The following is a 15,146-nucleotide window of genomic DNA, read 5'->3' as shown; positions in this document are numbered from 1 at the left end:
TCGGCCCTCACGGGTGATCGCGTCGCGTGCGCCGCGGTCACCCGTGTGCACGCGCAGCAATCGCGCTACTTTCCGTCGGGGCAGGCGTAGTCGAGATGGCGCTGCATGAGCTCCTTCGCGAGCTCAGCATCACCCGCGATCACCGCCTCCGTGATGGCACGGTGCTCGAGCACGCTCTTATCAATGAGGTCGCTCTCGTCGTATCCGCCGTTGATGCGCGACTGGTCTCGAAGGTTCTCGACGATGGAGGTCAGCCGGCTGTTGCCGAGCAACGACACGAGACCGACGTGGAAGTTCTGATCGGCCTCGAGGTACTCGACGGAATCGCGCGATTCACCGACCGTGACGATCGCTTCGCACGCGTCTCGCAGATCCTGCGCCTGCTGCTCATCGACCCCATGAGCCGCGACCTTGCGCACCGCGTCGACCTCGATGAGCATGCGCAGATCGTAGACCTCGCGCCGATCGTGGTCGCTCATCTCGATGACGCGGAACCCTCGGTTGCGCACGAGTTCGAGCAGACCCTTGTCTACGAGCGTGACCATCGCCTCGCGGGCAGGGCTGTTCGAGATGCCCAGCTGAGCGGCGAGCGCGTTCGCAGAATAGATCTCACCCGGCTGCATGGTGCCATCGAGCAACGCTCGGCGAATGATCGCCTCGGTCGAGTCTTTGAGCGTCTCTCGCGGCAACCTTCGGTCGGCAACGTTGAACGCAGGCATGGCGGGGGGCGGGTTCGTCATGTCACTTCCGTAGGTGTCGATGCTGATGCGAGGCGGTTCCGTCGATTGTATGGCACCGCTCTGCTCGGTCTTCGCCGTCCGTTCCTGGATGTCTGCTCCGTGTCGACGAATACTTGCGCGCCGACTTGACGGATGGCATCCTCATGCTACAGGGTTATCGATAACGGATAACCCGCAATCGTCCGCAACGATCTGAACTCGAGAGGAGGGTCGGATGGCCGAGCACATCCTGGACCTCACCACCCCATACGACACGTCCAGCGTTCCCGCAGCCGCCGACGTCGTCATCATCGGCGGCGGAGTCATGGGCATCAGCACTGCCTGGCATCTGGCCGAATCCGGAGTGAAGAACATCGTGGTCGTCGAGAAGGGCGAACTCGGTGAAGGATCCTCCGCGAAGCCGCTCGGCGGACTCCGCGCCAACTTCTCCGACCCGGGCAACATCATCCTCGGCCAGCGGTCGCTCGAGGCTTACAAGCGGATTCCCAATGTCTTCCGGCGAGGCATCGGCCTGCACGAAGTCGGCTACCTCTTCCTCGCCCGCAACGAGGGAAGCCTTGCAGCCCTCGACCAGGCCACGGCCACCCAGAACGACCTCGGCGTCAACAGCCGCATGGTCACCGCCTCCGATGCCCAGCAGCTCAACCCATTCCTCGACCCGCAGGCACTGACCGGCGCCGCATTCTCGCCGGCCGACGGCTACGCCGAGCCCGCACTCGCGATCAAGGCCTACGCAGACGCCGCGGCCGAACTGGGCGTGACGATCCTCACACAGACTCAGGTGCAGCACATCGAGCGCACTGGCAGCACCATCGAAGCCGTCGTCACGCACCGCGGTCGCATCCGCACCAGCGCCGTGGTGTGCGCGGCAGGAGCCTGGAGCGCCGAGATCGGCCGCATGGTCGACGTCGATCTCCCGGTCGTGCCCGTTCGTCGACAGATCGGTTTCACCCGCCAGCAGCCGCAAGCGCACCCGATCGTCCCGTTCACACTCGATCTCGAGACGACGCTCTACTTCCACAATTACCGCAACGCGCTGCTCGTCGGCATCTCGCACACCCAAGAGCCCGGATTCGACCGCAACTTCGACTACTCCTGGCTGCCCGAGTTCAACGCCGCAGCTCACGTCTGCGTACCGTCGATAGAGAACCCTGATCTCGTCGGCGGCTGGGCAGGCCTCTACGAGAACACGCCCGACCACAACGCGATCATCGGCGAAGCCGACGAACTGCCCGGCTTCTTCTACGCGACCGGCTTCTCCGGTCACGGCTTCCTCCAGGGCCCGGCCGTCGGCGAGCTCGTCACAGACCTCTACCTCGGTCGCCCATCGTTCATGGATCACACCCAGTTCTCGGTCAACCGCTTCTCCACGGCTCAGCTCGTCATGCGAGAAGTCCACATCATCTAGTCGTTCCACCCACCACTCATCCAGTAAGGAAGGGTCATGTCAACAGTCAAGCAATGGGAACTCCGCGCCCGCTTCGCGATCGCTCTCTCGGAAATGTACGGCGAGGAGGTGCCCGCATACACCACGCTCGTAGACGTCTCGAACGAGGTCAACCAGCGCTACCTCGACCGCCTCGGCTCCGAAGCTGAACGCCTCGGCACGATCGACCGCATCACCGCCGAACGCCACGGCGCGATCCGTGTCGGCTCGCCGAAGGAGATCGGCCAAGTCGCCCGCGTGTTCGCCGCGTTCGGCATGTACCCCGTCGGCTTCTACGACCTCCGCGACGCCGCAAAGGCTTCGGTCCCGGTCGTGTCGACCGCGTTCCGCCCGATCGACGCCGACGAGCTCGCGAAGAACCCGTTCCGCGTGTTCACCTCGATGCTCGCCACCGACGACCCCCGCTTCTTCGATGCCGAACTGCAGCAGCAACTTCGGGACTTCATCGACCAGCGCACGCTCTTCCCCGAAGAACTCCTCGAACTCGCCGACAAGGCCGCAGCGGATGGCGGCCTCGACGATGCTGAAGCCGATCGTCTCCTGGAACTCGCAGCCCTCTCGTTCAAGTTGTCCGACGACCCCGTCGATCACGCCTGGTACCGCCGACTCGAGAAGATCTCAGCCGTGGCCGCTGATATCGGGGGCGTCACGACCACGCACATCAACCACCTCACCCCTCGCGTGCTCGATATCGACGACCTCTACCACAGCATGGAGGCCCGCGGCATCACGATGATCGACGAGGTCCAGGGACCGCCGGCGTGGGAAGGCCCGGACGTGCTGCTGCGCCAGACCTCGTTCCGTGCACTCGCGGAAGACCGCATGTTCCTCTACGAAGACGGACGTATCGCTCCCGGTGAGCTGCGCGTGCGCTTCGGTGAGGTCGAGCAGCGCGGTATCGCGCTCACCCCGAAAGGCCGCGACCTGTACGACGAACTCGTCGCAGAGGTCGATCGTCGCCTCAAGGCAGGCGAGGGCGACGGAGTACGTGTGAACGTGGCCCGTACCGTGTGGGAAGAGCGTCTGCCCCGCACCGAGCGCGAGCTCGCCCTGCAGGGCCTCGCGTACTTCGAGTACACCCTCAATGAGGGTGCCGCAGTCACCGCTGCGGATGCGGACAAGAGCATCGAGGAACTCGTCGAGGCGAACATCGCCGTCCCGAACCCGATCGTGTACGAAGACTTCCTGCCCCGCTCAGCGGCCGGGATCTTCCAGTCGAACCTGACTGACGAGGGAACCCGTGATGACGAGCAGACCGGCACGGTCTACGATCTCGAAGCGATGAGTCGCTTCGTCGGAGGCCGCGTCGCTGACCCCTACGAGCTCTACCAGGCACAGCAAGACCACTCGATCAACACGCTACGCGCACAGATCACAGCCGCATAGACTCGAGAACTGAATAGATTCCAGAAACCGCGGGGCCGGCCGCTCCCGAGCAGCCGGCCCCTCCTTCCCAGCACAGCTACCTCAGGGAGATTCGAAAGAACATGACTGAAACCGCACTCACCACCGCCGTTCGCGACGCACTCGTCGCCTGCGGTGTCGACGTCTCGACCCTCTCGGGCGAGGGCACCACCCGCAGCCCGCTCACGGGCGAGACGCTCTTCAGCGTTCCGAAGCACGACAAGGCGTACGTCGACGAGGCGATCGCCAAGGCCGACGACGCGTTCAAGTCGTGGCGCAACGAGCCCGCCCCGGTGCGCGGCAACCTCGTGAAGCGCTGGGGCGAGCTCCTCACCCAGCACAAGGAAGACCTCGCGGTCATCGTGCAGGCCGAGGCCGGCAAGATCACCTCCGAGGCTCTCGGCGAGGTGCAGGAGATGATCGATATCTGCGACTTCGCCGTCGGTCAGTCGCGCATGCTCTACGGCAAGACCATGCCGTCGGAGCGCCCGGGTCACTCGCTGCGCGAGACCTGGCACCCGGTCGGCGTTGTCGGCATCATCAGCGCCTACAACTTCCCGGTCGCCGTGTACTCCTGGAACACCGCGCTCGCGCTGGTGACCGGTTGCACGGTCGTCTGGAAGCCCTCGGGCATGGTTCAGCTGTCGGCCCTCGCGACCGACGCGCTGCTCGCTCGCGCAGTCGCCGAGGTCGGCGCCCCTGAAGACGTCCACCAGCTCGTGCTCGCGGATCGTCACGCCGGCGCTTCGCTCATCGAGGATTCCCGCGTCGCTCTCGTGTCGGCCACCGGCTCGACCCGTATGGGCCGCGAGATCGCTCCGACCATCGCCGCCCGCTTCGGCCGCAGCCTGCTCGAGCTCGGCGGAAACAACGCCGCGATCGTCGCCCCCAGCGCCGATCTCGACCTCGCGCTCCGCGGTATCGTCTTCGCTGCCGCCGGCACCGCCGGTCAGCGCTGCACGACCATGCGCCGCCTGATCGTGCACGAGTCGATCGCCGATCAGCTCGTAGACAAGATCGTCGCCGCCTACGGCACGCTGACGATCGGTGATCCGCGCGACGAGAAGAACCTCGTCGGGCCGCTCATCACCGAGAACGCCTTCAACGACATGCAGCAGGCACTCGCCGACGCCAAGGAGCAGGGCGGCACCGTCCTGACCGGTGGCAACCGCGTGCTCGCTGACGAACTGCCCGACGCCTTCTACGTCGAGCCGGCCGTCGTGCGCATGCCCGCGCAGTCCGAGGTCATGCAGCACGAGACGTTCGCACCGATCCTCTACGTGCTGACCTACTCGGACTTCGACGAGGCGCTCCACCTGCAGAACAACGTTCCGCAGGGGCTCTCCTCGGCGATCTTCACCCAGGATCAGGCCGAGGCCGAGATCTTCCTCTCCTCGCGCGGCTCCGACTGCGGTATCGCGAACGTCAACATCGGCACCTCCGGTGCTGAGATCGGCGGCGCGTTCGGTGGCGAGAAGGAGACCGGCGGCGGCCGCGAGTCGGGTTCCGACGCATGGCAGTCGTACATGCGCCGTGCAACGAACACGGTGAACTACTCGGGCGAGCTGCCGCTCGCCCAGGGCGTCGAGTTCATCTAAGACTCGGCTCACCCGACGCACGAACTGAGGGAGGCATCCGCAAGTCGGATGCCTCCCTCAGCGCATTGCGGCACAATATGCGCTAATTCGGCGCGCATAGCAGCAGATCGCGCCGCATTGCTTGTGAACCTTGCGGGCGCGCCTACGCGACAGTACTCACGCGACGGCGCCTATTCGACGGAGCCCACTCGGCGGAGCTCACTCGACGGCGGCGTTCAGCGCCCGGATGAGCCGGTGCAGCTCGCCGACTCGTCGCGGACGCGGCGTGAACACGAGACGGTGCAGGTCGAGACTGTCGTCATCTTTCACCTCAGGGCGCAGCGGCTCCGTTCGTTCGATCGTGCCGGAGTCGACAAGATCGGCGAAGTCACGGTTGATCTGCTCGAGTGCCGCATCGGAGAGAGCGGTGCGCATCCTCAAGACGAGTCGGCTGCCGACCCACCTCAGCGAGTCGTAGTTGCTCCAGAACCCCGCGACCTCGGCGACGGCCTCTTCCACAGAATCGGTGATGAGCACCCGGTCGAGATCACCCGGCGTCACCACACCCGCCCCTTCGAGCTCGTCGATCACGAAGCGCTCGAAGCCCCGCCAGAACGTGCCTCCGGGGCGATCGAGCAGCACGATCGGCACGGGCACCATCTTCCCGGTCTGCTGCAGCGTGAGCAGCTCGAACGTCTCGTCCATCGTGCCGAACCCTCCCGGCAGACAGACGAAGCCACTCGACTCCTTCACCAGCATGAGCTTGCGCGTGAAGAAGTACTTCATCGCGACGCTGCGCCCGTCGTTCTCGTCCACCATCTGATTCGGTGTCTCTTCGAACGGCAACCTGATCGATACCCCGAGAGACCGTTCGGACCCAGCTCCGACGGCTGCGGCCTCCATGATGCCCGGGCCAGCCCCGGTCACGACCATCCAGCCTTGATCGGCCAGGCCGCGCGCAGCCGATTCGGCGCGCTTCCAGAGCGGATCATGGCCCTGCGTTCGGGCCGACCCGAAAATGGTCACCTTCGGTGTCCCCCGGTACGGCTCGAACACCTTGAAGGCCGCGCGCATCTCTTCGACCGCGGCGGTCACAATCTTCAGGTTGAGCAGATCGGCTTGATCCTGACCCATGCCAATGCCCGCGGACACGATTCGCTCGATCAGTGAATGGTGCTGCGTGACCCCCGACGTCTCGGCCAGTTCGCGCACCGCGGCACGCAATCGAGTCTCGGCTTCTGACTCGGCGTTCACCTCCGCCTCGAAGTCGGCGCTCGCTTCGGCTACTGCCAAGGCTTCCAGTTCAACGTCGACGACCCGGTCCGCGGTACGGCTCTGATCAGGAGTACTCATATGTCCACCATAGCCAGAGGCTCGAAGCGATTCGCCCGCGTTCACTCGCCCGTCACTCGTTCCTCGCGATCTCGTAGGATCGAAGGCGTGACCGTATCCGAGTTCCAGCAGCCCGTGTCGCGACCGTCGGCGCCTGAGGTGCCGCGCCGTTCGTCGTGGAGTCTGAAACTCGCGGCTTGGAGTTGGGGGCTTTCCGGTGTGCTGCTCGTACTGGTGCCCGTTGCTGCGGTGCTGATGCTGCGGGCGCAGTATCTGGGCCTGCTCAGGAATGCAGAACGGACCAGCGACCTCCTCGACTTCGTGAACGGCAGCGGCTTGCTCGACACCACCGATGTCATTACCGCTGAGCAGCTCCGCGAGACGCTCATGACGATCGATCAGGCATTTTCAGTGACCCCGGTCTGGGTTGTTGTGGTGCTGGCCCTTCTCTACGCGCTGGTCGCCGCGATCACGCTTGTGCTCTACCTGCTCATCGCCAGGTGCACCGCCCGGGCCCAGCAATGGGCGCGCATCACGGGAACGATACTGGCCGTACTGTCAGCGCTCGCCATTCTCCAGCTGTGGGCGTTCTTCGCGGCCCTCGCCTGGTTGCCGATCAACGCGCTCCTCACGAACCATGTCGGTCTCGTGGTCATCGGATTGCAGATTGCAGGGATCGTGTTCGTCTGGCTTCCCGCTTCGAACCGCGCCGTGCGCGCCCGCGCGCAGGATCTCCGGGCACAGGCGATCCACTTCAGGACGGTCGCCGCGCAGCAGGTTCAGCAGCCGTACCCGCCCTCGTATCAGGGCCCTCCTGCTGGGCCGCCCTCCCCGAGGTGAGCGGCGAGGTTCGCCAGAGATGATGCCAGCCCGATAGCGTGCTCGGCGGCAGAGATGCCCGACGGCACATTCTCGGCCCGGATCTCGACCCGGCTGCCCCTGTCGCTCGGCATCACCCGCCAGGTCATGCGCATCGTGCCTCTGAACGCGGAGTCGTCCGATACGAAGTCGACCTCTTGCACGACTCGTTCGCCTGCGACGATCTCGACGAAGCGCGCCTCCACGAGGTCTGATGCTTCATCCGTTTTCCCCCGGTGCGCAGTGCCCGGCCCGTAGCTCAAGCGCATGCGGTACCCACCGCCCGGAGTCGGGTCGAAATGCTCGAACGCGCCGGTCATCCCTTCTGGCGGAAGCCAGGCGATCAGAGCTTCCTCGTCGACGAACGCGGCGTAGACCCGATCCGGTGCTACGGCGATCTCGCGCACGGCGGTGTCCGTCCTCGGCATACGGCCACGGTAGCACGCGCGGCTCGCGCCCGGTCGTCAGCCGGTGACGACCTCGGGCGCGCCGAGACTGGCGTCGTGTCCCATCTCGGCCGCGATACGGTTGGCCTCAGTGATCAAGGTCTCCACGATCTCGCTCTCGGGAACGGTCTTGATGACCTCTCCCTTGACGAAGATCTGGCCTTTACCGTTGCCCGAGGCAACACCGAGATCGGCCTCACGCGCCTCGCCCGGCCCGTTCACGACGCAGCCCATGACGGCGACTCGAAGCGGCACCGTCATGCCTTCGAGACCCTTCGTCACCTCTTCGGCAAGGGTGTACACGTCGACCTGGGCGCGACCGCACGAGGGGCACGACACGATCTCGAGCCGACGCTCGCGCAGATTGAGGGACTGCAGAATCTGGAGACCGACCTTGATCTCTTCAACAGGCGGGGCCGACAGCGATACCCGGATCGTGTCGCCGATGCCCTCGGACAGCAGGATCCCGAACGCCGTCGCGCTCTTGATCGTGCCCTGAAAAGCAGGGCCGGCCTCGGTGACGCCGAGATGCAACGGCCAGTCACCGCGCTCGGCAAGCAGGCGGTAGGCCTTCACCATCACGATCGGGTCATTGTGCTTCACCGAGATCTTGAAATCGTGGAAGTCGTGCTCTTCGAAGAGCGAGGCCTCCCACACGGCGCTCTCGACGAGTGCTTCGGGCGTCGCCTTGCCGTATTTCTCGAGCAGTCGACGGTCGAGCGATCCGGCATTCACTCCGATGCGGAGCGACGTACCCGCGGCCTTCGCGCGCTGTGCGATCTCAGCGACCTGATCGTCGAACTTGCGGATATTGCCCGGGTTCACCCGCACTGCAGCGCAGCCGGCATCGATTGCGGCATACACATAGTTCGGCTGGAAGTGGATGTCGGCGATGACGGGGATCTGGCTCTTCTGCGCAATGATCGGCAACGCCTCAGCGTCATCCCGGCTCGGGCAGGCGACACGCACGATATCGCAGCCCGCCGCAGTGAGTTCGGCGATCTGCTGCAGGGTCGCGTTGATGTCAGTCGTCGGGGTGGTCGTCATCGACTGCACCGAGACCGGAGCATTGCCGCCGACCTTCACCTTGCCGACGTTGATCTCGCGAGACCGACGCCGAGGTGCGAGCACCTCGGGCACAGTCGGCATTCCCAGATTGATTGCTGCCACGAAGCAGCAGTCTACCCGCGTCGTCTGAATATCGCGGCGCGACGACTACCAGCGGCTAGACTCGACCGCGACCGATATTCCCGAGCAGCAGTCGAGATACGATGCCCCCTCAGCCCTCCGCACGCCAGCAAGCCCAGGATACGATTCCGGTGCTGCCTCCGCTGCCCGGCACCGGACTGCGTCGACGGCCCTCCCATCAGGTGCTCCGCCGTCGACGGCTGGCACTGTTCGCGGGTGCTGCTGCGGCACTGCTGTTGCTCACGGGTGGTGGAATCGCAGTCGCACAGGTACTCGCGCCCGATGCTTCCCCGGCGGCCGCACCGACTCCCGCTCCGGTCGCAACGCCGACACCGACGCCCACTCCGGAACCGACACCCACTCCGACACCCACTCCCACCCCCGAGCCAGAACCGGAGCAGCCGGACTACGATGTGGACTCGCCGTCATCGATCACGGTGGTCGTGAACAAGATGCGACCGTTCGACCCGATCGGTTGGGCGCCCGACGATCTCGTCATGCCCGAGGGCATCGAGAACACGAACGGTCAGCCGCTGCGCGCCGAGGCCGCAACCGCCCTGCAGAACATGCATGCTGAGGCAGTGGCAGCCGGCGTCCCCTTCTTCATCACCAGCGCATACCGGCCCTACGACATGCAGGTGGGTCTATTCGACAGCTACGTTGCCCGCGACGGGCTTGAGGCAGCAGAGACTTACTCCGCGCGGGCTGGCCATTCAGAGCACCAGACCGGGCTCGCGGTCGACCTCGATGACGGAGCCGGCTGCGCCTTCCAGAGCTGCTTCGGAGAGACGGCTTCGGGAATCTGGCTGCGCGACAACGCGTACCGATTCGGGTACATCCTTCGCTACAACGATGGCGAGGAACCCGTCGTCGGCTACATCTACGAACCGTGGCACTTCAGGTACGTCGGAGTCGATATCGCCACCGATATGCATGAGTCGGGCGAGAAGAACCTGGAAACATATCTTGGGCTCGATGCGGCGCCCGACTACCCCGAGGGACTGTACTAGACACTCCCCGTCCCGGAGTCAGCCGAACAGCGACACGGGCTTGACGAGGTCTGCGTAGGCGAGCAGAAGCGACATCGCGCCGAGCACGATCACGACGGCGAAAGTCACCGGGACCATCTTCGCGGTGTCGATGGGCCCGGGATCGGGACGCTTCCGCAGCCGTGCGAAGCCGCGCTTGAGCCACTCATAGATCGCACCCGCGATGTGGCCGCCATCGAGCGGCATCAGGGGAATCAGGTTGAACACGAACAGGGCGAGGTTGAGCGAACCGAGCAGACCGAACATGCTCTGCACCCGCGCCGCGACCGGGGCCTCATCCATACTCGCGATCTCGCCGGCGATACGCCCGACGCCAACGGGGCCGATCGGGCCATTGGGGTCGCGTTCATCGGATCCGAATGCCGCGTTCCACACGTCGACCATGCGTTCCGGAAGGCGAATCACCACGCCGACGACCTCGCCGGTGCGCTGAGCGACGAACCCCGGTATCTCGGTGATCGGTTCCCGCTGCAGTTCAGAGGTCGGCGTTGCACCGATCATGCCGACGGTCTCGACGACGGGATCACCTGATGCATCGGTGAGCGGGTTGCCCGCCTCATCGAACACCTGACGCGGGTTCTCTGCAGGGACGAGCTTTACTTCCTGCTCCGCCGCCGTGCCGTCGACGGTGCGTTCAACGACGACCGACAGTGTCTGCTCCGGCGAATCGGAGACGATGGATCGGAACTGCTCCCAATCAGTGATCGCAGTGCCGTCGACGGAGACGATCCGATCTCCGGGTTCGAGCCCGGCCGCGGCCGCAGGAGCGACCGGGTCGTCGTCCGAGCAGCTCGTCGCCGTACTCGTCGCGGGCACGAGGCACTCGCTGAGCGACCCCAGCGTGGTGGTGCTCTGCGGCATGCCGAAGCCCGAGATCACGATGCCGAAGAAGAGCACCGCGAGGATCAGGTTCATGACCGGGCCGCCCAGCATGACGACGATCTTCTTCCACGCGGGAAGTCGGTAGAAGGTCCGGTGATCCTCACCATCCAGGATCGTCTCAGCACTCGCCTGCCTGGCCTCGCCGACCATTCCCGAAAGGCCCCGCCCCGAAGCACCTGCGTCTGCAGCGTCTCCCGCAGAAACATCAGCGCTCGTGTCAGTCTTCTCAGGTACACCCTCCTGAACGACGGTGTTGAGGAACCCGGTCGTCGAGGGGCGCGGCGCAGCACCCGCCTTCGCGGGCGGGTACATGCCGGTCATCGCGACATAGCCGCCCAGCGGCACCGCCTTGATCCCGTACTCCGTCTCGCCGCGCTTCGTCGACCAGATGGTGCGGCCGAAGCCCACCATGTACTGCGTGACCCGCACTCCGAAGAGCTTCGCGGGCAGAAGATGACCGACCTCGTGCAGGCCGATGGAAACGGCAAGGCCCACCAGAATGATGAGGATCCCGAGGACATAGAGCAAGATGTCGAGCACCCGTTCAGGCTACTGCGCCGCCCTTGAGGGATCCTGCGATGCACACGGGCCCAGGCGTTCCTTCAGGATCAGCCGCCAGAGGCAGAGATGAACTCCTGCGCGAGGGCGCGTGCTGCGGTCTCCGCCTCGGCGAGCGACTCCAGCGTGAGCTGCTCCGGAGCTTCGTGCTTCTCGAGTACGCGACTCACCGTGTCCACGATGTCGAGGAACCCGATGCGCCCCTCGTGAAACGCAGCGACGGCCTCCTCGTTTGCCGCGTTATAGACGGCAGGATAGGTTCTCTGCGCCCGTCCGACCTCTTTCGCGAGAGCGACAGCGGGAAATGTCGCCTCATCGAGGGGCTCGAAGTCCCAGCTTTTCGCCGTCGACCAGTCGAGCGGAGCTCCGACGCCCGAGATACGCTCGGGCCAGGATAGGCCGAGCGCGATCGGCAGACGCATGTCGGGCGGTGATGCCTGGGCGATCGTGGATCCATCGATGAACTCGACCATGGAGTGGACGATGGACTGCGGGTGGACGACGACCTCGATGTCGCCGTATGAGACGCCGAAGAGCAGATGGGCTTCGATCACCTCGAGCCCCTTGTTCACGAGCGTGGCCGAATTGGTCGTGACGACGCGACCCATGTTCCAGGTCGGATGCGCGAGGGTCTCCTCCGGGGTGACGTTATGCAGCGACTTCCGCTTGCGTCCGCGGAACGGGCCGCCCGAAGCCGTGATGATGAGGCGACGAACCTCAGACGGAACTCCTGAACGGAGCGCCTGCGCAATGGCGGAATGCTCGGAGTCGACGGGCACGATCTGCCCCGGCTTCGCGCGTTGGGTCACCAGGTCACCACCGACGATGAGCGATTCTTTGTTCGCGAGTGCTAGCGTGCGGCCCGCGTCGAGAGCTGCGAGCGTCGGCCCGAGCCCGACAGACCCCGTGATGCCGTTCAGTACGACGTCAGCGGGCACGTCCCGTACGAGCGCCGACGCCTCATCGGATCCGAAGGCGATGTGCTCGACGTTGAACTCATCGGCCTGATTCGCGACGACCTCGCGTTGCGAGCCCGCAGCGAGCCCGACGACCTGAAACTGCGACGGGTTCTTCCGAACCACATCGAGAGCCTGCTCGCCGATCGAACCCGTGGACCCCAGAATGACGACGCGCCTCATGCATCCAGTGTGTCATGAGGCGCGTCGCCGTCGCAGCCGGTGCGCGGGGCCGGGCTAACGTTCGCTCAGGATCACTCCGCGCTGCTCGTATCGACGATATCCAGTACGAAGACCATCACGTCGTCGGGCTCGTGTCCCTGCGACTGCAATCCTTCCGCACCGTATCCGCCGTCCTCTGCCGGCACGATCGACATGATGGTCGAGCCGACCTTCTGCCCTTCGAGAGCCTTCTGGAACCCGCCGATCACGCCGTCCGTCGTGAACTTGGCGGGCTCGCCGCGGCTCCAGCTCGAATCGAATTCTTGACCCGTGCGCCAGATAACACCTCGGTAGTTCACCGTGACCTCGTCACCCGGCTGCACCTCAGCGCCGTCACCTTCCTGCAGCACATCGACTTCGAGCTTCTCCGGTGCCTCCATGCACGAGGGAATCTCGATCTCGGGTGCCTTGTCTTCGAAGGTTTCGACGTCGGGGTACTTCTCATCGCGCGGCGTCATGGTCTCGCACGTCTCGATCTCGGCGAAGTCCATGACGATGACGAAGGAGTCGTCAGCGGTCATGTCGGGCACGCCGGCCTCCTCCGGGCTGGCGCCGCCGAGCACGTCGGCCGCGGGAACCACAAGTGCGACGCGCTGGTCGGGCTGAGCACAGCGCATCGCCTCGTAGGCCCAACTGTTCAGCGAGTCCTTCGTCAACTCGAGCTCGCTCGCGGGAACATGCTGGATGACGTCGCCGCTCGCACCGTTGAAGGTCGTCATGGAGGCACTGATGGTGTCGCCCTCCTCCAACGCCTTACCTGCGCCTTCGGTCATGACCGTGCGCTCGAGCTCCTTCGATGAGACGGGAGTCTCGGAGGTGAGCTCGAGCTCTTCGCCGAAGTCGCCCGAGACGGTGACGGCCTCACTCGAAGTGCCACCGGTGGTGCATGCGACGCCGGCTGCGTCTTCGGAGAGGCCGGATTCGGATGAGCTGCCGCTACAGGCGGTTAAGAGAAGGGTGGTCGCTGCTGCGATCGCCAGCAGGGCACGCGTGCGCTTCACTGAATTCATTTCCTCACACTGAACGTTGGGGCCGTCGCAGGTTCGCAACTTCTCGATCCTGCCCCACCCACCTGTTCGCCACCTGAAGGTGAACTGCGATCAGGAAAGCAGGGCTCGCGTGCTCAGGGCTCGACAGAGCGAAGGATCGCCCGACCCGTTCCTGCAGCGATGATCACGAGCAGCACCAGGGTAGCGAGGTCGCAGGCGATGTAGACGTAGTGCCAGGGCGACTGCCCCGGGTCGGCTCCGGCCAGCACCAGATCGGTACGCGCGTTGAGCGGCGGTCTGACGGCGAGCACCTTGATGAGGAACACGACCGCGAGTGCCGCGAGCCAGGTCAGTCGGGCCCGGGTAAGCCGGGCCGCATTCGGGAGAAACGCGAGAACGGCAAGCGCTATGAGCAGCGCTCCTTCGACCGCGTTCAGAGCCGTGAACACGAGCCGGCCGATCCCGAGACCGAGCGGAATCGTGATGCCCGGCGCCTGGAACTTGAGGGGTGCCTCGATGAAGGAGATCGCAGCGACCAGGCCGATCCAGAGCACGACGAGCGCGATCCTCCACAGCTCGACGCTCACGATCGCGCGTTCGGCCCCGGCTCCTGTGGTCCGCTGCTCACTCATGACTTGACCCCTCTCTGCGGGACCGCGTCCGCCTTCGTCTCCCGCGCGGCGAGCGCGGCCTGGTACAGCTGTCTGCTGGAGAGCCTGGACGCTTCGGCGACGTCTCGCGCCGCATCTTTGAGCCGCTCACCCGATGCGACTCGGCGTTGCACCTCGGTGAGTGCCGCCTCCGGAGAAACCGACGCCGCCGCCGCACCGCCGACCACCACGACGATCTCGCCACGTACGCCCTCTGCGGCCCATTCCGCGAGTTCGCCGAGCGGCCCCCTTCGCACTTCTTCGTGCAGTTTGGTGAGTTCACGGCAGACGGCGGCCGGGCGATCGGCGCCGAACGATTCTGCGAGTGCTTCCAGGGATGACGCGAGACGGGTTGGAGCCTCGAAGAACACGAGGGTACGGCGCTCGCCCGAGAGCTCTGCCAGAGCGCGGGCCCGCTCCCCCTGCTTCCGCGGCAGAAACCCTTCGAAGGCGAACCGGTCGGTCGGAAGGCCAGCCACCGCGAGCGCCGTGATCACGGCGCTCGGGCCGGGGATCGCGCTCACTTCGACGCCGCGCTCAGCAGCGAGTTGCACCACCCGGAATCCGGGATCGGAGACGGTCGGCATGCCGGCATCGCTGACCAGGACGATGTCCTCCTGCGCAGCACGAGCGACGAGAGCTTCGGCGAGCTGCTGCTCGTTGTGATCGTGCAGCGCCACGAGTTCCGGCCGATTCTCGATCTCGAGCAGGCGCAGCAGCTGCGCGGTCCGTCTCGTGTCCTCAGCCGCCACGACGCGCGCTTCACTCAGTGTCTGACGGAGCCTGATCGAGGCATCGCCCAGGTTTCCGATGGGCGTGGCTGCGAGCAGGAGCATGCCTCAATCGTA

14 protein-coding genes are annotated in these 15,146 nt (G+C 65.3%); 5 read left to right on the top strand and 9 right to left on the bottom strand.

Annotated features, from left to right (window positions below):
• Positions 1-65: 65 nt before the first annotated feature.
• Complete coding sequence (locus ACUYV6_RS05480; protein ID WP_449277648.1) at positions 66-740, bottom strand: GntR family transcriptional regulator; 675 nt, start codon at positions 738-740, stop codon at positions 66-68.
• Positions 741-954: 214 nt separating this feature from the next.
• On the opposite strand from ACUYV6_RS05480, the gene ACUYV6_RS05475 reads away from it, so the two are divergent.
• From ACUYV6_RS05475 to amaB, 3 genes are all read left to right on the top strand, one after another.
• A complete protein-coding gene (locus ACUYV6_RS05475; protein ID WP_449277647.1) occupies positions 955-2,148 on the top strand; it encodes an NAD(P)/FAD-dependent oxidoreductase in 1,194 nt (397 codons plus the stop codon).
• Between the two features lie 36 nt (positions 2,149-2,184).
• Complete coding sequence (hglS, locus tag ACUYV6_RS05470) at positions 2,185-3,573, top strand: 2-oxoadipate dioxygenase/decarboxylase (protein WP_449277646.1); 1,389 nt, start codon at positions 2,185-2,187, stop codon at positions 3,571-3,573.
• Between the two features lie 101 nt (positions 3,574-3,674).
• Complete coding sequence (gene amaB, locus ACUYV6_RS05465; protein WP_449277645.1) at positions 3,675-5,189, top strand: L-piperidine-6-carboxylate dehydrogenase; 1,515 nt, start codon at positions 3,675-3,677, stop codon at positions 5,187-5,189.
• A 198-nt stretch (positions 5,190-5,387) separates the two neighbouring features.
• Here the strand turns inward: amaB and ACUYV6_RS05460 are convergent, their stop codons facing one another.
• Positions 5,388-6,521: an LOG family protein gene (locus tag ACUYV6_RS05460; RefSeq protein ID WP_449277644.1), complete on the bottom strand. Its 1,134-nt coding sequence runs from the start codon at positions 6,519-6,521 to the stop codon at positions 5,388-5,390.
• 87 nt (positions 6,522-6,608) lie between these two features.
• On the opposite strand from ACUYV6_RS05460, the gene ACUYV6_RS05455 reads away from it, so the two are divergent.
• Positions 6,609-7,340 carry a hypothetical protein gene (locus ACUYV6_RS05455; protein ID WP_449277643.1) on the top strand — a complete coding sequence of 244 codons (732 nt, stop codon included), beginning with the start codon at positions 6,609-6,611 and terminating at the stop codon, positions 7,338-7,340.
• Here ACUYV6_RS05455 and ACUYV6_RS05450 read toward each other — a convergent pair.
• Together ACUYV6_RS05450 and ispG are read right to left on the bottom strand one after the other, a co-directional pair.
• Entirely contained in the window at positions 7,304-7,786 is a 483-nt protein-coding gene (locus tag ACUYV6_RS05450; protein ID WP_449277642.1) for an SRPBCC domain-containing protein, read from the bottom strand. The genes ACUYV6_RS05455 and ACUYV6_RS05450 overlap by 37 nt on opposite strands.
• Before the next feature lie 36 nt (positions 7,787-7,822).
• Positions 7,823-8,953, bottom strand: coding sequence for a flavodoxin-dependent (E)-4-hydroxy-3-methylbut-2-enyl-diphosphate synthase (gene ispG / locus ACUYV6_RS05445; protein ID WP_449277915.1), 1,131 nt, complete (start codon positions 8,951-8,953; stop codon positions 7,823-7,825).
• 122 nt (positions 8,954-9,075) lie between these two features.
• Between ispG and ACUYV6_RS05440 the strand changes: the two genes are divergently transcribed.
• A complete protein-coding gene (locus ACUYV6_RS05440; protein WP_449277641.1) occupies positions 9,076-10,002 on the top strand; it encodes a M15 family metallopeptidase in 927 nt (308 codons plus the stop codon).
• Between the two features lie 18 nt (positions 10,003-10,020).
• On the opposite strand, the gene ACUYV6_RS05435 is transcribed toward ACUYV6_RS05440, so the two are convergent.
• From ACUYV6_RS05435 to rsmI, 5 genes are all read right to left on the bottom strand, one after another.
• Positions 10,021-11,463: a M50 family metallopeptidase gene (locus ACUYV6_RS05435; RefSeq protein WP_449277640.1), complete on the bottom strand. Its 1,443-nt coding sequence runs from the start codon at positions 11,461-11,463 to the stop codon at positions 10,021-10,023.
• A 68-nt stretch (positions 11,464-11,531) separates the two neighbouring features.
• Complete coding sequence (gene dxr, locus ACUYV6_RS05430; protein WP_449277639.1) at positions 11,532-12,620, bottom strand: 1-deoxy-D-xylulose-5-phosphate reductoisomerase; 1,089 nt, start codon at positions 12,618-12,620, stop codon at positions 11,532-11,534.
• 71 nt (positions 12,621-12,691) lie between these two features.
• Positions 12,692-13,669 (bottom strand): FKBP-type peptidyl-prolyl cis-trans isomerase, encoded by a 978-nt coding sequence (locus tag ACUYV6_RS05425; RefSeq protein ID WP_449277638.1) that lies wholly within the window; start codon positions 13,667-13,669, stop codon positions 12,692-12,694.
• Positions 13,670-13,782: 113 nt separating this feature from the next.
• A complete protein-coding gene (locus ACUYV6_RS05420; RefSeq protein ID WP_449277637.1) occupies positions 13,783-14,280 on the bottom strand; it encodes a hypothetical protein in 498 nt (165 codons plus the stop codon).
• Positions 14,277-15,134: a 16S rRNA (cytidine(1402)-2'-O)-methyltransferase gene (gene rsmI, locus ACUYV6_RS05415; protein WP_449277636.1), complete on the bottom strand. Its 858-nt coding sequence runs from the start codon at positions 15,132-15,134 to the stop codon at positions 14,277-14,279. Before rsmI ends, ACUYV6_RS05420 begins: the two co-directional genes overlap by 4 nt.
• Positions 15,135-15,146 lie beyond the last annotated feature (12 nt).

The organism is Leucobacter sp. GX24907, assembly GCF_053567335.1.
This window is presented reverse-complemented; position numbering and strand designations above follow the sequence as displayed.